At 34.6% G+C, this 21,034-nt stretch carries 21 protein-coding genes; 13 read left to right on the top strand and 8 right to left on the bottom strand.

All coding sequences use genetic code 11. From position 1 onward, the window contains the following. Positions 1-48 precede the first annotated feature (48 nt). From cgtA to rplU, 4 genes are all read right to left on the bottom strand, one after another. Complete coding sequence (gene cgtA / locus H3T96_RS07230) at positions 49-1,212, bottom strand: Obg family GTPase CgtA (protein ID WP_086325933.1); 1,164 nt, start codon at positions 1,210-1,212, stop codon at positions 49-51. Then, positions 1,212-2,177, bottom strand: coding sequence for a DMT family transporter (locus H3T96_RS07225; protein WP_039129751.1), 966 nt, complete (start codon positions 2,175-2,177; stop codon positions 1,212-1,214). Before H3T96_RS07225 ends, cgtA begins: the two co-directional genes overlap by 1 nt. Before the next feature lie 86 nt (positions 2,178-2,263). Then, positions 2,264-2,524: a 50S ribosomal protein L27 gene (rpmA, locus tag H3T96_RS07220; RefSeq protein ID WP_025314437.1), complete on the bottom strand. Its 261-nt coding sequence runs from the start codon at positions 2,522-2,524 to the stop codon at positions 2,264-2,266. Positions 2,525-2,539: 15 nt separating this feature from the next. Further along, the gene (gene rplU / locus H3T96_RS07215) at positions 2,540-2,848 is read right to left on the bottom strand and encodes a 50S ribosomal protein L21 (protein WP_025314436.1); all 309 of its coding nucleotides are present in this window, start codon (positions 2,846-2,848) and stop codon (positions 2,540-2,542) included. Between the two features lie 227 nt (positions 2,849-3,075). On the opposite strand from rplU, the gene narX reads away from it, so the two are divergent. Both narX and narL read left to right on the top strand, forming a co-directional pair. Further along, the gene (gene narX / locus H3T96_RS07210; RefSeq protein ID WP_144092008.1) at positions 3,076-4,884 is read left to right on the top strand and encodes a nitrate/nitrite two-component system sensor histidine kinase NarX; all 1,809 of its coding nucleotides are present in this window, start codon (positions 3,076-3,078) and stop codon (positions 4,882-4,884) included. Between the two features lie 3 nt (positions 4,885-4,887). Further along, the gene (gene narL, locus H3T96_RS07205) at positions 4,888-5,541 is read left to right on the top strand and encodes a two-component system response regulator NarL (protein WP_144092009.1); all 654 of its coding nucleotides are present in this window, start codon (positions 4,888-4,890) and stop codon (positions 5,539-5,541) included. Between the two features lie 150 nt (positions 5,542-5,691). Here the strand turns inward: narL and cysG are convergent, their stop codons facing one another. The 4 genes from cysG to nirB are packed head-to-tail and all read right to left on the bottom strand — an operon-like array spanning position 5,692 to position 10,754. After that, positions 5,692-7,065 (bottom strand): siroheme synthase CysG, encoded by a 1,374-nt coding sequence (cysG, locus tag H3T96_RS07200; RefSeq protein WP_144092010.1) that lies wholly within the window; start codon positions 7,063-7,065, stop codon positions 5,692-5,694. Positions 7,066-7,103: 38 nt separating this feature from the next. Then, positions 7,104-7,871, bottom strand: a complete 768-nt coding sequence (gene nirC / locus H3T96_RS07195; RefSeq protein WP_086325929.1) for a nitrite transporter NirC — start codon at positions 7,869-7,871, stop codon at positions 7,104-7,106. Between the two features lie 23 nt (positions 7,872-7,894). Then, on the bottom strand, positions 7,895-8,227 hold the full coding sequence (nirD, locus tag H3T96_RS07190) for a nitrite reductase small subunit NirD (protein ID WP_039128913.1): 333 nt from the start codon (positions 8,225-8,227) through the stop codon (positions 7,895-7,897). Between the two features lies 1 nt (position 8,228). After that, positions 8,229-10,754 carry a nitrite reductase large subunit NirB gene (nirB, locus tag H3T96_RS07185; protein ID WP_144092011.1) on the bottom strand — a complete coding sequence of 842 codons (2,526 nt, stop codon included), beginning with the start codon at positions 10,752-10,754 and terminating at the stop codon, positions 8,229-8,231. Positions 10,755-11,056: 302 nt separating this feature from the next. On the opposite strand from nirB, the gene H3T96_RS07180 reads away from it, so the two are divergent. The 11 genes from H3T96_RS07180 to H3T96_RS07130 all read left to right on the top strand — a co-directional run bounded on the left by H3T96_RS07180 (position 11,057) and on the right by H3T96_RS07130 (position 21,001). Beyond that, positions 11,057-11,557, top strand: a complete 501-nt coding sequence (locus H3T96_RS07180; protein ID WP_086325927.1) for a MarR family winged helix-turn-helix transcriptional regulator — start codon at positions 11,057-11,059, stop codon at positions 11,555-11,557. A 72-nt stretch (positions 11,558-11,629) separates the two neighbouring features. Further along, positions 11,630-12,742, top strand: a complete 1,113-nt coding sequence (locus H3T96_RS07175) for an HlyD family secretion protein (RefSeq protein ID WP_081301723.1) — start codon at positions 11,630-11,632, stop codon at positions 12,740-12,742. After that, positions 12,739-13,908, top strand: coding sequence for an ABC transporter permease (locus H3T96_RS07170; RefSeq protein ID WP_198227587.1), 1,170 nt, complete (start codon positions 12,739-12,741; stop codon positions 13,906-13,908). The genes H3T96_RS07175 and H3T96_RS07170 overlap by 4 nt, the downstream gene beginning before the upstream one ends. Before the next feature lie 394 nt (positions 13,909-14,302). Beyond that, positions 14,303-15,085 carry a transcriptional repressor AgaR gene (gene agaR / locus H3T96_RS07165; RefSeq protein ID WP_086326018.1) on the top strand — a complete coding sequence of 261 codons (783 nt, stop codon included), beginning with the start codon at positions 14,303-14,305 and terminating at the stop codon, positions 15,083-15,085. A gap of 49 nt (positions 15,086-15,134) precedes the next feature. Further along, entirely contained in the window at positions 15,135-16,298 is a 1,164-nt protein-coding gene (locus tag H3T96_RS07160) for an SIS domain-containing protein (protein WP_144092012.1), read from the top strand. Positions 16,299-16,341: 43 nt separating this feature from the next. After that, on the top strand, positions 16,342-16,830 hold the full coding sequence (gene agaV / locus H3T96_RS07155; protein WP_039129101.1) for a PTS N-acetylgalactosamine transporter subunit IIB: 489 nt from the start codon (positions 16,342-16,344) through the stop codon (positions 16,828-16,830). 14 nt (positions 16,831-16,844) lie between these two features. Next, on the top strand, positions 16,845-17,627 hold the full coding sequence (gene agaW, locus H3T96_RS07150; RefSeq protein ID WP_144092013.1) for a PTS N-acetylgalactosamine transporter subunit IIC: 783 nt from the start codon (positions 16,845-16,847) through the stop codon (positions 17,625-17,627). Then, positions 17,617-18,513 carry a PTS system mannose/fructose/sorbose family transporter subunit IID gene (locus H3T96_RS07145; RefSeq protein ID WP_144092014.1) on the top strand — a complete coding sequence of 299 codons (897 nt, stop codon included), beginning with the start codon at positions 17,617-17,619 and terminating at the stop codon, positions 18,511-18,513. Before agaW ends, H3T96_RS07145 begins: the two co-directional genes overlap by 11 nt. A 9-nt stretch (positions 18,514-18,522) precedes the next feature. Next, a complete protein-coding gene (gene agaF / locus H3T96_RS07140; protein WP_039129092.1) occupies positions 18,523-18,960 on the top strand; it encodes a PTS galactosamine/N-acetylgalactosamine transporter subunit IIA in 438 nt (145 codons plus the stop codon). Continuing rightward, on the top strand, positions 18,950-20,110 hold the full coding sequence (nagA, locus tag H3T96_RS07135) for an N-acetylglucosamine-6-phosphate deacetylase (protein ID WP_144092015.1): 1,161 nt from the start codon (positions 18,950-18,952) through the stop codon (positions 20,108-20,110). Before agaF ends, nagA begins: the two co-directional genes overlap by 11 nt. Positions 20,111-20,170: 60 nt before the next feature. Continuing rightward, on the top strand, positions 20,171-21,001 hold the full coding sequence (locus H3T96_RS07130) for an endonuclease/exonuclease/phosphatase family protein (RefSeq protein ID WP_144092016.1): 831 nt from the start codon (positions 20,171-20,173) through the stop codon (positions 20,999-21,001). Positions 21,002-21,034 lie beyond the last annotated feature (33 nt).

Below are 21,034 nucleotides of genomic sequence, written 5' to 3'. Positions count from 1 at the left end.
AATTTAATAAAGTAGTTAAGTTCAGTAGAATATAGAATAGAGACTTATTTATTTTTGATAGATGAACTCAACACCCTCTTCATCACTTTCGTCCCAATCATCAAAATCATCATCGTCAAAAGCTTCATCCATTGCTTGTTGGTGATAATCATCCCACATAAATTCTACTTTTTCAGGTGATGATTCTTCTTGTTCAGCTTCACGCGGATGAGCATTCATGTATTCCATCAAATCCCAACACAAAGCTTTTACACCCTCATGATTAACAGCTGAAATTAAATAATATTTGTCTTGCCAATCAAGTGCTTTGGCAATTTCTGCTGCACGCTTAGCGCTCTCTTCGGCACCCAACACATCCATTTTATTAAATACTAACCAACGTGGTTTATTAGCTAATTTTTCACTATACTGATGTAATTCTTGAATAATTACTTTTGCATTTTCAATAGGATCAGTTCCATCAATAGGCGCTATATCAACTAAATGAACTAATACACGACAACGTTCAAGATGTTTTAAAAAACGGATACCAAGACCTGCTCCATCCGAAGCACCTTCAATTAAACCAGGAATGTCAGCAACAACAAAGCTTTGTTCATTATCCATTCTTACTACACCCAAACTTGGAACTAAAGTTGTAAATGGATAATCAGCAACTTTTGGTTTAGCAGCAGAAACAGAACGAATAAAGGTTGATTTACCTGCATTTGGTAGACCTAACATACCCACATCTGCAAGTAACAATAATTCTAAAAGCACATCACGCTTTTCACCTGGAGTACCATCGGTTTTTTGTCTTGGGGCACGGTTTACCGATGATTTAAAACGAGCATTACCCAAACCATGGAATCCGCCCTTGGCAACTAATACTTTTTGCTGGTGATGTGTTAAATCACCGATAATTTCGCCTGTGTATTTGTCGGTAATACGTGTTCCAACGGGTACTTTAACGGTAATATCTTTACCACGTTTACCTGTACAATCTGAACCTTGACCATTTTGTCCACGTTCTGCGCGATAATTTTTTTCAAATTGAAAATCAACTAATGTGTTTAAATTTTCATCAGCAATAAAAAATACATCACCACCATCGCCACCGTCTCCACCATCAGGTCCGCCTTTAGGTATATATTTTTCTCGACGAAAACCTACACAACCATTCCCACCATCGCCGGCTTCTACTCGGATTGAAGCTTCATCAACAAATTTCATTACTCTTCCCCTTTTTTCCGGTTAATTAGCCAACCTTTTCTTGGATGCCAAATATGGTGTCCAATAGTCGCAAACATAGCGCCTGCAACAACAGATACTGCACCAATATAACCTAAAATATTTAAATATTGCATAGCAAATTTTTCTGGCCAAATTAACGCAAACAAATCGGAAAATATTAGTGCAAATAAAGGCGTTAAAGTTGTTATAGCACTAACTTGTGCTGCTTGCCAGCGTTCCATAGCCATCACTAATGCACCATAAGCAATAATGGTATTTAAACCACAAAATATGATGGCAAACAATTGGGTACCATCCGCATTAGCTATCATGCTAGGTGATGCAAAAGGCCATAAAAATACAGCACAAATAAGGTAAATTAACCAAAGTAGCTGTTCCGCACGTAATTTTTGCAATAAAACTTTTTGAGCCAGCGCATAACATGCCCATGAAACCGAAGCAAGTAAAGCAAGCCATACACCAATGCCATATGTAGACATATTAGCAAAAAGATCAACAATATTTTTATTAAAAAATAGTCCTAATCCAATCAACAATATTGTTATACCAATGATTTGCGTTGACCTTAACCTTTCTTTAAAAATAAAAGCACTTGAAATCATAAATATTACAATACCCATTTGCCCAACAACTTGAGCTGTTGTGGCACTAAGATAGTGTACTGCAGTAGCAAATAATGCAAAATTGCCTAATAATCCAAATCCTGCAACCATCAACAAAATAAAACGACGACGTTTTTTAAAAATTGCTAAATTTGGAAATTGTTTTTTATATGCAAGCCAAATGGTAATACCAATTGCGGAAATAGAAAGTCGCGACCATGCTAAAGTTAGCGGGTCAATCACCACTAACGCATATTTCATTGCAATCGGCACTACGCCCCACATCACCGCAGTTAACATGGCTAATGCAAAACCTAATTTTACATTTTGCTGCTTTATCATATTGCAATTAATTTATGTGAATTTCAAGAAATGAAAAAAGCCCCACAATAACTGTGAGGCTTCTATAACGTCCAAACCGTTTTTAATTAACTGTTAGCAATTACACTAACATAACGACGGTTTTTAGGTCCTTTAACTTCAAATTTTACTTGTCCATCAATTAAGGCAAATAGAGTATGATCACGACCACAACCTACGTTAGTGCCTGGGTGGAATTGAGTTCCACGTTGACGAACTAGAATATTACCTGCAAGAACTTCTTGAGAACCATAACGTTTAACACCTAAACGTTTACTCTGGGAATCACGACCATTACGTGATGAACCACCCGCCTTCTTATGTGCCATTGTTCGATACTCCTATTAAGCGATTGCAGTGATCTTCACATCAGTAAACCACTGACGGTGACCTTGTTGTTTACGATAGTGTTTACGACGACGGAATTTAACAATCTTCACTTTGTCACCACGACCGTGCTCAACAATTTCTGCTTTAATTGTTGCACCTTCAACAAACGGAGCACCAACTTTGATGTCTTCACCATTTGCTACCATTAAAACTTTATCGAAAACAACTTCTGCACCTGTTTCGACTTCAATTTTTTCCAAGCGAACGACTTGTCCTTCGCTAACTCGGTGTTGCTTGCCACCACTTTGGAAAACTGCGTACATACTTAACTCCGCAATAAAAAACAGACGATTACTTGATTGAACATATATGTCTGTATGATTAATCTTATAGGGCGTGAATTTTACGCAAAATTTATGCTTGTTGCAAGCGCTGTTTACTAAAAGATCGCAAAAAGTTACAAAAAAGATCAGAGATATACTGCTTTCACGCTACAATAGTTATAAATTATTATTTATTTAAAATATTTGTAATCCTATAGAGTTTCAATATGTCGGGAAGAAAGGTTCGCTACAATGCCTCTATTACTAGCCGTTTAACACTACTTATGTTCATTTTAGGAGGTATTGCATTAGTAGCATTATCATTATCAATTAGAATCGCCAATGATACCAAAGGCAGTGCTTATATGATTAATCAGTTAGGGTTACTCAGAATGAAAAGTTATCAACTTTTGACAATTATCCCACTATCCCAAAATGATTATAATCATCTTAATATTTTTAAAGAGTTATCATCTTCCAAACAATGTTTACAATTATTTGAACATTACGGCTTAACCAATGAATTTAATCAATTGCAAAATGAGTGGATAAGCAATATAGCACCAAAAATACAACAAGCAAAAAAAAGTGATGAAGTAAAAAATGATATAGATAATTATGTTGATCTCACTAGTAACTTAGTACACAAAATTGATCAGAAAACAGAAAAACAGATCCATTATATTTTTCAGTTACAACTACTATTTATTGTCATTATCATACTTTCTTTGATTATCCAAATCTCCTATTTACGTCGCTATATTTTAGTTCCATGGCAAAAACTGATTGATATGGCAGAAGCGATCTCAAAGCATAACTTCAATAAACGTTTTAACATTCGGAAAAAAAAGAATGAATTTGATTTACTTGGGTTAGCTTTTAATAAAATGTCAGAACAAATAGAATCACAATATTTATTACTTGAACAACGCGTTGCCGAAAAAACATCTGAATTACAAAAGACCAATCAAATTATTTCTTTTCAATATTATGCAACTAAGCAACTACATACTTCAGAACCATTATGTGAGCGTTTTCTTAAAATATTACGAGAATTAGAAGAATTGGTGCCACTCTCGCAATTTCAAATTCGTTTTTATGAATCAGATAATCCAGAACATTATCAACAGATTGGTTATGATAACCAACAAAAATTACCCTATTGTCTTAATCCCAAATGTAATGCCTGTTTAACTCCCTCAAAAATTGATCAAAAAAATGGGGAGCAACGCCTTTGGTATCTTCAAGAAAATGGCGAAAAATATGGAATTTTATTTGCTATTCAACCCGCTAATGTCACACTCACCATTGAACAAGAGAATCTAATTACTGGATTAATTGAACAAATGACCACAGCAATTATGCTTGATAGGCAAATTGAACACCAAAAACAATATTTATTAATGAAAGAGCGTTCGGCAATGGCGCGTGAATTACATGATTCGATAGCCCAATCACTATCTTGTTTAAAAATTTATCTCAGTTGCTTACAGATGCAGTCTGATTTGAATTCACCAACCAGCGTTGATTTACTCACTACTATGCGCAAAGAAGTCAATGTTACTTACTCGCAACTAAGAGAGTTAATCACTTCTTTTCGTTTACGCCTAAACCAAACAGGATTTTATGCAAGCTTAGTTGAATTAGTAGAAGAGTTTAATATCAAATTAAAATTCAATATTCAGCTTAAATATCAATTACCTTTAAATATTATCAATAGTAAATATACCTTTCATTTATTGCAATTTATTCGTGAGGCACTAAATAACGTGTATAAACATGCAAAAGCCTCCAGTGTGATAATAAAATTAGAAATGGATAATAATCAAATTATTACATTGAATATAAAAGACAATGGAATAGGTTTTCAAAGTAAAATTAAACAAGATCACCATTATGGACTTATTATCATGCGAGATAGAATTGAGATATTAAATGGTAATCTAGTCATTGATAGTAAACCCAATAAAGGAACACAAATTGTGGTAACATTTAAAGCGATGGAATCTACTCCACTAAAAATAATAGAAGAGTAACCAATGGAACAAATTAAAAGTTCAATATTACTTATTGACGATCATCCTATGTTAAGAAATGGCGTAAAGCAATTAATTCATACTGTCAATCATTTTGAAATAGTGGGTGAAACAGGTTCAGGAATAGAAGGAATTAAACTAGCTGAAGAGCTCGATCCAGATATTATTTTACTTGATATTAATATACACGATGTCAATGGGTTAGATATTCTTCGAGCTTTACGTGAAAAAAATATCTCTAGTCGTATTATTATGTTTACCGTATCGAATGCAAAAGAAGATATTATTACGGCGCTTAAAATGGGGGCTGATGGTTATCTGTTAAAAGATATGGAACCAGAAGACTTTATCAAAGCATTGCAAGATATCTCAATTGGTAAGGTAATAATGGATGATGCAATTTCGCATATTATTCTCAATTATATGCGTCACGGCGATGAACCGACAACAAAACCGATCCATGATGTCAATCTTCTCACTCCTAGAGAACATGAAATATTTGATCTATTAGTGCAAGGGCTATCCAATAAATTAATAGCTAAAGATTTAGATATTGTTGAAAGCACGGTAAAAGTTCATATCAAAAGCATATTTAAAAAACTTAACTTCAAATCTCGAATGGAAATGACCGTGTGGTATTTACAAAGTAAAGAATAGATCTAGCAATGAAAGACAAATAGTTTTTATCTATTTTATAAAGAATAACAACTATTGAAAATGAATTCTTTAAAGTTTATAAAAACAAGATATGCTATAAATAACAGACAAGTATCTGACTAAAAATTGACATTTACTTGCCTGTTAATATTAATGATTAGAAAACCAATTTAATTTTTCACGCAGTGCAACCACTGGGCCAATAAGAACTAAGCTCGGACTATGCGCTTGCAAAGCCAGATTTGCTAAATTGTCCAACAAACCGGTAATGACTCTTTGCTTAGTACTTGTTCCCTCCTCGATAATAGCAATGGGTGTTTGAGCATTCATACCATGTTTAATCAATTGATTACTGATATTTTCCGCTTGAGAAAGCCCCATATAAAAAACTAACGTTTGTTTTTCTGCTGCTAAGCTTTGCCAATCCAAATGATTACCATTTTTTAAATGTCCTGTAACCAAACGTACACTATGAGCATAATCACGATGTGTTAATGGTATACCACTGTATGCAGAACAACCAGAAGCAGCTGTTATACCGGGCACTACTGAGAAAGGGATATTAGCGTTAAATAATGTTTCTAGTTCCTCTCCACCACGACCAAAAATAAAAGGATCGCCTCCTTTTAAGCGTACTACACGTAATCCTTTTTGAGCCTGTTCTAACAAGATTTGGTTAATTTTTTCTTGTGAAACACAATGATATCCTACTCGTTTACCAACAAAAATACGCTGAGCATCGCGACGAACAAGATTCATAATTTCATCTGATACTAATCGATCATAAACAATAATATCAGCTTGTTGAATTTGTTGTAGTCCTTTTAATGTGAGTAAACCCGCATCGCCTGGTCCAGCACCAACTAAAACAACTTCTCCGCGATCATCAAGTGACATATCAAATAACTCATTAGTCAATAATTCAACGCGTTCTGAATCATTATTTGCAATAGCTTGTGCTAATCTATCATGATTAAAGAGCTTTTCCCAAAATCGACGACGTTCTGTCAATGTTTTATAACTTAGTTTAACTTTATTACGTAAATAACCGGCATATCTCGCTAATTTACCTAAATGTTGCGGTAAAATAGCCTCTAATTTTTCACGTAATAATCGTGCTAAAACGGGAGCATGCCCCGCGGAGGAAACCGCTACCATAATTGGTGAACGGTCGATAATTGAAGGCATAATAAAACTAGCATCTTTTGGAGAATCAACTACATTACAAAAAATACGTCGCTTTTCAGCTTCAATACTTACTAGTTGGTTAGTTTTATCACTATCAGTCGCAGCAATAACAAGCCATTTATCATCTAGTAATTCCGCTTTAAATTCATCTTGGACTAACGTTAATTGTTTTTGATCTTGCCAAACCAAAAATTGTTGGCTAAAAGTGACGGCATTAACAGTGATACTAGCCCCAGCTTCAAGCAACAAACGAGCCTTACGTTCAGCAATTTCACCCCCCCCAACTAATAAACAATGGCGATTTTGTAGTTTACAAAATAGAGGAAAATAATCCATAACACTTTCATTCCTGCACTTTAACTATGTAATTGGCGCTAAGGGCGTTCTGATTTAGGCGTTGCATACCAATATCCTAACCCCATAAAAATAGCCCCAGAAACAATATTACCTAATGAAACCCATAATAAATTATGACCTATGCCAGCTAATGTATAATTATCACTATGGTTACCAAACCAAGACAAAGAAAAAAGTGTCATATTGGCAACCGAATGTTCATAACCACAGGCAATAAAAGCCAGTAAACACCACCAGATAGCAATAAATTTCGCTGAACCTTCAACACGATTAGCCATCCAAATAGCTAAACATACTAACCAGTTACATAATATACCACGAAAAAATAACGCACTAGCGGACGCTGATGTTTTAGCTAACGCAGCGCTATGCACTAAACTAGTATCAGTTGATAGTAAAGGAGTTGCAGCATAAAAGTAAATTATTGCAACAAAAATCGAACCTAGCAAATTTCCTAACCAAGTTTGTGGTAATACAAACCACATTTGTTTATGAGTAATACTTTTACATTTCACACCAAAGGTTAAAAACATGGTATGTCCCGTAAATAACTCGGAACCGGCAATCACGACTAATGTTAAAGCAATCCCAAACGTTGCCCCCATTAATAATGGTCTTAAAGCAGGATCAATTAAATTACCAAGCGTAAAAATAAGAATAATACCAAGCCCAACATATGCACCAGCCATAGCTGAACTTAACCAAAATCCTAATGGATTAGATTTTGCAAATTGAACAATGCGTGCCGCATTAGTGGCACATTTATTGATAGTATCGGTATACATAACAAAGTTATCCTTTCAAATTTTTAATCCGCTTTTACTTGTACAGAGCCATCATCATTCACTTTTACTTCATAATGAGGGACAGAATTATTCTCATCATCGTAACAATAACCATCTTTTAAACGAAAACGCTGTTTTTTAAGTGGGCTAGCGACCCATAATTCATCATTATGCTGACCAATAATGCCACGAGACAACACACTAGCATCAGCAAAAGGATCAATGTTACTTATCGCGTAAAGTTCGTTGGAGTGGTAAGGACGAAAGATCGCTACATGCGCTTTCCCAACTAACGCACAAACACCTGTCTCTGGCAGAATATCCTCTATTTTACAAACAGTTATCCAATCACTCATATTATTGCTCCTCTGATATTGCATAGCGTTCATGTAAACTCGCTGGACGATGTTGATTACGCTCAGAAATAAACTGGACATTTTCATCGCGTTTATTACTATTGATGAAGTGAGCAAATCGATGTTGATTTTCAGGATGTTCAATTGTCTGCTTCCATTCACATACAAATAAACTTCGTAAGCGAGTCATTTCTGTTTCTAGTTCATCATTAATACCAAGTTTGTTATCAATAATCACACTGCGTAAGTAATCAATACCCCCTTCCATATTTTCAAGCCAAACAGACGTACGTTGTAATTTATCTGCGGTACGAATATAGAACATAATAAAACGATCGAGATATTGAATTAAGGTATCTTTATCTAAATCAGCTGCCAATAAATCAGCATGACGAGGCTTCATTCCGCCATTACCACAGACATATAAATTCCACCCTTTTTCGGTAGCAATTACCCCAATATCTTTACCTTGTGCCTCAGCACATTCGCGAGTGCAACCTGATACACCTAATTTAAATTTATGAGGTGCACGAATACCTTTATAACGGTTTTCTAACTCAACGCCAAAACCAACACTATCACCTACACCAAAACGACACCATGTGCTACCTACACAGGTTTTAGCCATTCGTAATGCTTTAGCATAAGCATGGCCACTTTCAAACCCTGCATCAATTAATTCTTTCCAAATAGCTGGTAAATCATCTTTTTGTGCACCAAAAAGACCAATACGCTGTGAACCAGTAATTTTAGAGTAAAGGTGATATTTTTGAGCTATTTTCCCTATGGCGATCAATCCTTCAGGGGTAATTTCACCACCAGCACTACGTGGAATAACCGAATAAGTACCATTTTTTTGAATATTGCCGAGGAAGATATCATTACTATCTTGCAGAGGGATTAGATCTTGTCGCAAAATATAATCATTCCAACATGAAGCTAATAACGAAGCAATTGTTGGTTTGCATATTTCACAACCATAACCAATACCATGTTTATCTATCACTTGCTTAAATGTTTTCAATCCTTCAACCCGAATTAGATGATATAATTCTTGGCGAGAATATTTAAAATGCTGGCAAAGGGCGTGACTAACTTCTATACCTTGTTTTGCTAGTTCTGTATTTAAAACTTGTGTAACCAGCGGTATACACCCCCCACAGCCTGTACCTGCTTTAGTTTGAGCTTTAATGGCAGCTACAGTATGGCAACCAGCATGAATGGCATTGATGATTTTTTCTTTAGTAACATCAAAACAGGAGCAGATTTGTGCAGAATCTGGCAATACCTCCACACCCATTGTTGGCTTAGAACCGGCATGTTCAGGCAAAATCAATGTATCAGGGTGTTCTGGTAGATCCATATTATTGAGCATTAACTGTAATAAATTGCTGTAATCTTTAGTATCTCCTACTAATACCGCACCCAATAATTTTTTATTATCATTAGAAACAACTAATTTTTTGTAAACAGGTATATTTTCATCTAAATATATATAACTACGGCTACCGACCGTTTTGGCTTTGGCATCGCCAATACTACCTACATCAACGCCCATCAGTTTCAGCTTAGCACTCATATCAGCACCATCAAATGGAATATTGCCGCCAAGTAAATGCACAACAGCAATTTGCGCCATTTTATACCCTGGAGCGACTAAGCCAAAGACTTTACCTTGCCAACATGCACATTCGCCAATAGCATATATATCGGGATCAGACGTTTGACAATAATCATTGATGACAATGCCCCCTCGAGCACCAATGTCTAACTGACAATCACGCGCTAACTGATCATTAGCTCGAATGCCAGTGGAAAAAACAATAAAGTCGATTTCTAGTGATGTACCATCAACAAATTGCATTACTTTACCTTGTGGTGTATGCAAAATTTCTTGAGTGTTTTTGCTGGTATGGACACTAACACCCATTTCTTCAATTTTATGGCGCAATTGTTCGCCACCTATCATGTCAAGCTGCTCAGCCATTAAAACGTTTGCAAACTCAACCACATGGGTTTGTATGCCTAAATTTTTAAGTGCTCCTGCAGCTTCAAGTCCGAGTAAACCACCTCCGACTACGGCACCCGTTTTACAATGACTAGCACATTGTGCAATAGCGTCTAAATCTTCAATCGTGCGATAAACAAAACAATCCGCACCATCAGCACCTTTAATTGGGGGAACCCAAGCATAAGAACCTGTCGCTATAATTAACTTGTCGTATTCAACAATTCGCCCAGTCTGTGAATGCACCTGTTTAAGTTGACGATTGATCAATATCACACGTTCATTTAGTAAAATATTGATGTGATGTTCTTCATAAAATCCTTCTTGAACAAGCGATAATCCTTCAGCAGTAAAGTCTGAGAAGTAAGAGGAGAGATGAACCCGATCATAAGCGACCCGAGGTTCTTGACAAAAAATAGTAATATTGAACTGATCAGACTGCATTTTGTCGATAATTTCTTCGACAAAACGATGTCCAACCATCCCATTACCAATGATAACGAGATTGGTTTTACTCATACAAAAGCTCCAATTTATTCTAATTTAAATAATCAATTTTGAGACTATTCCCATTGTATGAAACTTTATACAGAATATAACTACTCTCAAGGGTTACTACTAAAGTAGTAATTTTAAACAATATTATTTAATATCATTATGTTATGGCAATTGAACATATAAGTAAAATTAAAAATGTTATAACACTCTTAAAAATGCGCTTATTAATTAATCGTTAACAGATATAAAAAACCAGTGAAAATGATTGCCAATTAATATTAAATCAGTATAATTAGCCGACTAATTAAATTGAGTAATGATAATTGAATTATAAGTCAAGAAAGCTTCCATCTCGTGAGACAATAGCACGAGCACAAAGATTTAATGATGATATCATTGACGTATCTGGTGTTGACCTAGTTTTAAGTTTGATAACAACAGCTGATTTGATCCGTTCAAATATTTATGCACAACTTACTAAAGATTATGATGTTTCTGAAGGTAAGTTTGCTTTGTTAATGTCATTATATTCAGAAGGTGAAACCAGTGCTGGCGATCTCGCACTCCGTATAGGGGTAACTCCGGCAACCGTATCGGTTATGGTTAAGCGGATGTTAACCGTATCAAATCCATTAATATCCATGACAAAAAACGATGAAGATGGTCGTTCACGTTTGATAACTTTGACAGAAGCAGGAATAACACTTATTCAAAATGCATTACCCGATCACCTTAAATCGATTCGTGCTTTTGCGCAGGTACTAAACTCGCAAGAACAAGAATCTTTAATACTTATGTTGCGTAAATTATTACGAAATAGCTGATTTCAATGAAATTGAAGTCATTCTTTTTAATTAAATAATTAGCTGACTAAATAAATGGAAAATAAGCTGTATATGAAAAAAAATGTCAAAATTCCTGTTATCTTTTTACTTCTTCTATTTTTTGGATCATTTTTAATCTTTTTGGGCTCCCGCAATGATGCTGTAACAGTTGCGAAAAGCATTAAATCAGGAGTGTTAACTGCTGATGAAATTAATGTTGCCTTTCAAAATGTAGGAGGTAAAGTCATTAAGCGATTTGTGGAAGAATCACAGATGGTTAAAAAAGGGGATCCTTTAATGCAATTAGAGGACGTTGATACAAAATTGGCAATTGATCGCTTACAAGCATTAGTTGATAGCCAAAGAGCAGCAGTTAATCAAGAACAAGCTGCAATTGAAATCACTGAAAACGAAACCAATCTTTCTGAACTATCGACTTGGCGTAAAATTGAAGAAGTTAAAGCAAGTTTAGAAGCGGCGAAATCTGCTAGAAATTTGGCTAGTACGGAGTTTGATCGTCAAACACAATTACGTAAAACAGGTGGAAACTCACAATCACAACTTGATAATGCTCGTAATGCTTTTGTTGTAGCCAAAATGCAAGTAATCCAAATTGAAAGCCAATTATCAACATTAATGATTGGTGCTACACCTGAACAAGTCAGTCAATTTGAAAAAACGCAAAATGCTACTGGCATGTCACTACAATCGATTACAATTGCAAGACAAAAGCTTGAAAATCGCCAAAATCAATTAGCACAGCTCAAGGCACAGTTAGCTCAAGGCGAAGCTGATTTAAAACAATTGCAAATCAATTACCAAAGACTCACATTAAAAGCACCTGAAGATGGTAAAGTTTTAAAACTGATGTTTGAAGATGGTGAATTGGCACCAACAGGCGCGCCCGCTGTACTGTTAGAAACCGATCGTAAATATATCGACATTTATGTAAATGAAAAAATGGTCAATGACTACCAACCAGGTACAACTGTTACAGCAAATGCGATTGCTTTGGATAAAGAAGTAAAAGGTAAGGTTCGTTTTGCAACAGCAGCACCATCTTTTGCTGATTTACGCATGACTCGAGAACGCGGTCAAGCTGATTTAACATCTTATCAAGTCAGAATATATATGGAATCAATTCCAAAACTATTAACCGGAATGACACTTGAGGTTAAACAATGATGCAAAACATCATTAAATCTATTCAAGAAGAGCTTGATGCAATGTTATCAGGCCACTTTATCCCGTATTACAAAGTTGCTATAGGGTTAGCCGCTATTGTTGCGCTTATTTTCTCTATTGTACTCAGTCATGGTTCGGTATTTGAAGGTAAAATTGCAGTTATAGACCTTGATGGTTCTAATTATTCGACTGAATTAATTAGTAAAATAAATACTTCTTCTTACATTGAAGTTTCTGAAGTCATCAGATCGCCTGTTAATCCTATAACTTTAGTTTCTCATGATCGTAATTTAGGTGTTTTATATATTCCTAAAGGGTTAGAAAAGAGCTTAAAAAGAGGAGACCAGACTGTTCGTTTAGGTTACTTTTCAGATGATACGAATGAAGCCCAAAATGCTAAAGTACTTCAAAATCTCAACGAATATATACCTGAATTAGGCGCAGAACTGAGTGTGGGTAAAGTTTCGTCATTGGGGTTGGGTCGAGAAGGCACCGAAGCCACTTTATCACCTATGCAGCTAAAATCCCGTAATCTATTTAATCCAGCAAGTTCATCAACAATTTCAACCATCATCTATTTTGTTTACTTTTTCTCATCTTTAACATATGGGTTAACATCATTGATGATTATAGGTCGTTTAAAAATTACTGGATTGTGGAATACCGTTTTAGAAAGAGGCTTTGTCGCTTTATTAGCAAGAACAATACCTTATGCATTATTTTATACTACCGGATTAACATTGATTACCGCAGTACTTGTTTTATTCGGACAATTACGTTTTGATGGTAACTACTTCGTGTTTGTACCGAGTATATTTATGACTGGACTCGCATTTGGTTGGTTAGGTTTTTTACTTTCTTGGAAAACCAATAATCCAGGTGAAGGTGCAAGTAAAATGATATTTTTAGTACCTCCAGGTTTTATTATGGGGGGATCAACAATGGCTGTAGGTATTATGCCAATCTGGGCTTATTATGTTAGCCATGCTTTCCCTTTAGTTTGGTTATTCCGTTTTTTCCGTGATATCGCTATGCGTGGTCGTTCACTCATTGATATGATGTCCACATATGGGATGTTTATTATTTATTTAACCGTTATTGCATTTGTTGTAATGATAGTTTTTAACCAAGTTAAAAAACCTGCTGCACAGCCAGAATTGAATTAAAAAATACAAGTTATTGAAACTATAATATGGTTTCAATAACTTCCCATCCTCGATTTTTTATTTAAATAATTTTTCACGTTAAATCTCGCCAAAATTATCATTATTTCAAATCTAATGATCAAATTTGTGATAGACATCACTTTATAAAATGAAATTATATACTTTCATTTCTTATTCAAATAATTTTTCATCTTTTCATTAACCATTTGAATAAAAATAATAATAGTTTTTTATCTAAAATATAATTTTATTTTTATTCTTTCATTTCGTTTCAAATGAAATGATTTTTAGGTTTTTCTATGCATAATCTGTTTTGTGACTTATTTATCATTTTCAATCCCTTACACGTGTTCAAATTTAATAACAAAATGAAAGATTAATAAGTTGTAACTTTATGACTAATGAAATTATGAACACTCTTGAACGTCGAGAAAAAATTATTCATTTACTGGGTAAAGAAAATACCGTGTCTGTGAATAAATTGAGCAAACTTTTTAAAGTCTCTACAGTCACAATTCGTAATGATCTTCGCCATTTAGAGCAAAAAGGCTGTGTATTACGCTCTTATGGAGGAGCAATGATAAATAAAACTTTTGCTTTTGATAGACCTTTATTTGATAAAAGCCGCATTAATTCAATTATAAAAAATAAGATTGCTAAAAAAGCAGCCGAAATGGTAAATGACGGCGATCGAATTATTCTCGATTCAGGTTCAACAACCGCTGCAATGGTGCCACATTTAGGTAAAAAACAGAATTTAGTCGTTTTTACAAATGCGATTAACATTGCTTATGAATTATCAATCAATACAAATATTGAGGTGATTATTGCTGGCGGCAATATTAGAAAAAAAGCTTACTCTATTTCAGGTTCTACTGTTGAGCAACAATTAAAAATGTACCATTTTAATAAATTATTTTTAGGTGTTGATGGATTTGATCTCAATGCAGGTATTACAACTCCAAATTTTGGTGAAGCTTCAGTTAATAGAGTAATGTGCCAAGTCTCTGAACAAATTATTGCAGTAACAGACTCAACAAAATTCGGTCGAAAAAGTTTCTGCACGATAGAAAAAATTAATCTTATTAACACTCTAATCACTGATTCAAAAATATCCAAAGACCATTTAATGCAATTACATTCACTAGGAATTAATGTGGAAATTGCAGATACATAAATGATCTCATTTTTAACCATATCATTATTCAAAAGGCAGGATCGAAATTATGCAACAGAATTTAAATTATTCATTAGATTGGCTAAAAAAACACGGCGCAGAACATACTGCTAAAGAAATCTGTCAACAACCTAAAATTTGGCGTGATTTATTACAATTAATTGAACAAAACAGAGCTCAATTACAAACATTTTTAGAACCTTTACTGGCGGATCCAAATTTAGAAATTATTTTGACTGGGGCTGGATCATCAGCTTTTGGGGGCGTTGCGCTTGCACCTTGGTTAAGAGAGCATACCCATCGAAATGTTCATGCCTATGGTACAACTGAAATTGTTGCTGACCCACTACAATATCTTTCACCAAATAAAAAAACATTAATGGTGTCATTTGCTCGTTCAGGCAATAGTCCTGAAAGTGTGGCAACAGTTAAATTAGCAGATCAATTAGTTTCTGATTGTCATCACTTATTTTTAATATGTAATCCAAACTGTGCTTTAACCGATTATGCGACTAATAACAATTCATCAAACCGTATTCTTCCACTGGTTATGCCAGAAGGTGCTCATGATTTAGGTTTTGCTATGACGTCAAGTATTAGTAGTATGATACTTGCAACATTACTCCTTTTGGGAAATATTGATCATGTAGAAGCACATGAGGCAGTAATGGAAATTGCTAATATTTGTGAACAAAAAATAGAAAGTTGGCAGAAAATAACTAAACAATTAGCACATAAAAACCATGAAAGAGTTATCTATGTCGGTAGTAGTTGTTTTACTGGTATCGCCCAAGAGTCTGCATTAAAAATTCTTGAATTAACAGCGGGTAAAATAGCTTCTCGATTTGATTCTATTTTAGGCTTACGCCATGGTCCTAAATTCATGATTAATTCACAAAGTTTAGTCATCTGTTTCTTCTCTAACGATCATTATATTAATCAATATGACACTGATTTATTAAATGAATTAGTTAATGACCATATCGCAATGGATGTACTTGCGTTAAGCGGAAAAAATAGTACCGATAAACAAAATATACTTGCAGTAAATAGTAATTTTGCGGATTGCTGGCTGATCTTCCCATATCTTGTTTTTGCCCAGATGCTCGCATTTGAGAAATCATTAAATCATGGATTAACGCCTGATAATCCTTGTCCAACAGGTGAAGTTAATCGAGTGGTAAAAGGCGTTACTATTTACCCATTTGACTAAATTTAAAGTATCCCATTATCACAAAACGAAGGATGTAAAACATATGAGCACTCCGAATATTCTTATGACACGCATTGATAATCGCTTAGTTCATGGTCAAGTTGGTGTAACTTGGGTCAATGCACTTGGGGCTAATTTATTATTAGTTGCTAATGATAATGCTGCACAAGATCCTGTTCAACAAAATCTTATGGATATGGTTATCGCAGAAGGAATACAAACCCGTTATTTTACTTTACAAAAAACCATCGACATTATTGGCAAAGCAGCAGAACGACAAAAAATATTTATTGTTTGTAAAACACCACAAGATGTTTTAACTCTCGTTAAAGGAGGCGTACCTATCAAATTTGTTAACGTAGGTAATATGCATTTTTCGGAAGGAAAAAAACAAATTCATAAAACAGTATCTGTTGATAAAGAAGATATCGTTGCTTTTAAAGAACTTGAACGATTAGGTGTAACGTGTGAGATTCGCCGTGTACCAGATGAGGCTGGTGAAAAAATAATAGATCTAATTGATCAATCCTAACCTAGGAGCAAACTATGTTAATCGATGCATTATTAATTGGATTACTAGCAGGTATCGCTGGTGTAGATTTATTCGATGGTCTAACTCATTTACATAGACCTATTGTAATTGGTCCTTTAGTGGGATTGATTTTAGGTGATATAAAAACAGGATTATATGTTGGTGGTTCATTAGAACTTGTTTGGATGGGAATGGTACCATTGGCTGGAGCACAACCACCTAATGTTGTTATTGGTGGCGTAATTGGTACAAGTTTTGCAATTTTAACTCATGCCGATCCTAAAGTTGCCATTGGTATTGCCGTTCCATTTGCTATAGCGGTACAAGGTTGCATCACTATTTTATTTACTATCTATTCACCAATGATGCACAAATGTGATCGCTATGTTGATCAACTTAATTTCAAAGGTATTGAGTGGGTCAATTACCTTGGCATGATTATCCTGTTTTGCTTTTATTTCATTGTCGCATTTTTACCAATTTACTTTGGTGCTGATGTAGCAACAGATTTAGTAAAAAAATCACCACAATGGTTACTTGATGGATTAAGCGTTGCCGGTGGAATGATGCCCGCAATCGGTTTTGCTATGTTAATGAAGATTATGATGAAAAAAACCTATATTGCCTATTTCATTTTAGGTTTCCTTGGCGTGACATACCTTAACTTACCAATATTAGCAATTGCATTAGGCGCTTTAGCAATTGCAATGATTGATTTCTTTAATTATAGCCGAGTTAACAACGACAATAACAAATCAGTACGGGCAAGTTCTGTGGAGGTAGAAGATGGGATTTAATGACGAAAATGATAGCATAATGGCTGCTAAAGCAGAAAAACGCATGGAACAAGCATTAGCAACAAGTAAAGTATCAACCGATACTTATATTGATCAAAGCCAAAATGTAGCATTAACTAAAGTTGACATTAATCGAATGGCATTTCGTTCTTTAGCTCTACAAGCTTCATTCAATTATGAACGTATGCAAGCTGGTGGTTGGCTTTATACTATTTTACCTGCGTTAAGAAAAATTCATAAAAATTCAGATGACTTAAAAAACTCTATGCATATGCATATGGAGTTTATCAATGTCCATCCTTTCGATGTTACCTTTTTGTCTGGTTTAGTTTTAGCTATGGAAAAAGGCAAAGAAAATATTTCAACAATTCGTTCAGTTAAAGTTGCCTTAATGGGGCCTTTAGGTGGTATTGGTGATGCATTATTTTGGTTAACATTGTTGCCTATTTGTGCTGGAATTGGTGCTTCATTAGCACTAGAAAATAGTTTTTTTGGTCCAATAATTTTTTTATTAATGTTTAATTTAGTCCATTTTGGATTACGTTTTGGTCTTGCTCATTATGGTTATCATGCTGGTACTAGCGCATTACCCTTATTGAAAACCCATACCAAACGCATTTCACATGCAGCATCAATTGTCGGCATGACAGTTATTGGTGCACTTGTAGCCTCTTATGTACATTTATCCACACCATTAGAGATTAATGCAGGTAAGGCTCATATTGCTTTACAAACTGATGTTCTAGATAAACTTATGCCAAATTTATTACCATTAGGATTTACATTAATTGTCTATTATTTAATGAAACGTAATTTCTCACCTGTAAAATTAATTGGTTTAACCGTGGTAATTGGCATATTAGGTAAATTAGTTGGATGCTTATAGAGGTTAGTTATGTTGGGTATCATTTTAACAGGCCATGGTAGCTTTGCTACCGGCCTTTATGAAGCGGTAGTACAAATTATTGGAAAACAAGCACAATTTACTGCTATTAATTTCCCTGATGGGATGAGTAGTGAAGTGTTAGAGCAACAACTGACTGATGCGCTAAAAAAGTGCGATAAAGGTGATGGCGTAATATTTTTTACTGATATTTTAGGTGGTTCTCCATTTCGATTATCTGCAATGTTAAGCTATCAATTTAATAATGTTGAGATAATTAGTGGTACCAATTTACCTATTTTATTAGAAATGTTATTACAACGAGATGAATTAGATGCTGAAAGTTTCCGTCTGAGAGCATTAGATATTGCAAAATCTAGCATAACCAGTTTATGGGATGAAAACATCAAAAAATCAATTGATAAAAAGGAATATTCAGATGGAATTTGAAACAATACATGCTAAGCAAATTCTAACCCCCGTTGGTTGGTTAGAAAATGCAATGGTTACCATTAAAAATGGGAAGATTATAAAAATTGAACAAACAAATAAGATTTTTTCAAACAATATCAAGGTGTTACCTGCACTAATAGATACCCATATTCATGGCGTAATGGGCGCAGATACAATGGATGCAACCCATGAAGCTCTTAATACAATGAGCAGTTTCTTAGCACGACATGGTATTGGTGCTTTTTTAGCTACAACCGTTACAGAAAGTCATGAAAAAATTGAGTCAGCATTAATACAAGTAAAACATAGCATAAAGCAAGGAGTCGCTGGTGCAACTTTATTAGGTTCATATCTAGAAGGACCTTTTTTTAATGCTGTACATAAAGGAGCACATCCAGAAACGCTACTACATGCCCCAGATCGCAACCTTATAGAAAAATGGTTAGATCTTGCTGAGGGCACATTAAAGTGTATAGCTCTTGCTCCAGAGTATCCAAATGCATTAGAAATTATAGAATGGTTACGTTCAATAAATATCAGGGTAATGATTGGACATACCAATGCGGACTATCAAACAACAAAAGCGGCACTACTTGCTGGTGCAAGTGGTGTAGTACATTGTTATAACGGCATGTCAGGTTTGCATCATCGTAATCCTGGCGTAGTTGGTGCAGCCCTAACAATAGATAATTGTCAAACTGAAATTATCATAGATGGTCATCATGTACATCCTGCAGCAGTTAATATTGCCCATAAATGTTGTGGGAAAAACTTATTATTAATTAGCGATGCAATGAGAGCAACAGGGATGTCTGATGGTGATTATCAATTGGGTAAATTAAAAGTACATGTACAAGATCATGTTGTACGTACAGAAGATGGGGGATTAGCAGGAAGTACTCTAACGATAAATCGTGCAGTTACCAATCTTGCCGATTATGCGAATATTTCATTTGAACAAGCGTGGTTACATGGTAGTTCTTATCCAGCAAAAGCATTAGGTATAGATCATTACTTGGGTGATATTGCTGTTGGAAAACAAGCTAATCTAGTTCTATTAAATGCGAATAATCAACTAATGGCAACTATTGTAAATGGTAATATTGTTTATCAAACATCAGCAGATCTTACCGATATTTTGATTTAAAAATCCATAAACTTTTTTATCAAAGTAAGAATCAACGGTGTTCCTTTCTTAGGAGTCCAAATGTTTATCAAATCTATTTTTGTAACTTTTATAGTATTATTAGAATGTATAAGTAACATTGCCAGTGCAGAGTTAATCAAAATTATGTCATTTAATATACATCATAGTGAACAACATGATGGAACAATTAGTATTGCAAGTATTGCCGATAAAATAATCACAGAAAGGGCAGATATTATTGTATTGCAAGAAGTCGATGATAAAACCAAAAGAACCAACAATGTTGATCAATTAGCTCAAATTGCCAAATTAGCCAATTTAAAGTATTACAAATTTGGAGCATTTTTCGATTATGATGGAGGGCAATATGGCATGGGAATTATTAGTCGTTACCCTATTATTGATTCATATAATATTCCTTTACCAGATGGTCCTGAACCAAGAACCTCATTAATGACAACAGTTAATATTAATGGCAAAAAACTAAATGTTATAGGAGTACATCTTTATAGATCACTTGAAGAAAGAATATTACAGGCACAAGCCATTGTTGACTATGTTAAGTCATCAACATTACCTCTAATAGTGACAGGTGATTTTAATACTACTCCAAGCAATAGTTCACCAACTAAATACGTTAATTCAACCATAGATCATGGTAAAGATAACACGCTAATGCAATATTTAACTTCACATTGGACTCGATTAGAAAAAATAGGAAATAAAGTCTCATTTCCTTCAGGCAATATGTGGGATGATGATGGAGAAGGACAAGTCGAAATCGATCACACCTTTATCAAAAATTTGGATATTAATAGTGTAAAAGCGCACTACTTAATTAAAGGAATTGTAAGTGATCACCGACCACTTATAACAGAAATATCATGGTGATATTATCTCTTTAAAAGTTAATTAAGAGGTTTT

This window comes from Gilliamella sp. W8136, assembly GCF_016101285.1.
Classification (GTDB): Bacteria; Pseudomonadota; Gammaproteobacteria; order Enterobacterales; family Orbaceae; genus Gilliamella; species Gilliamella apicola_N.
This window is presented reverse-complemented; position numbering and strand designations above follow the sequence as displayed.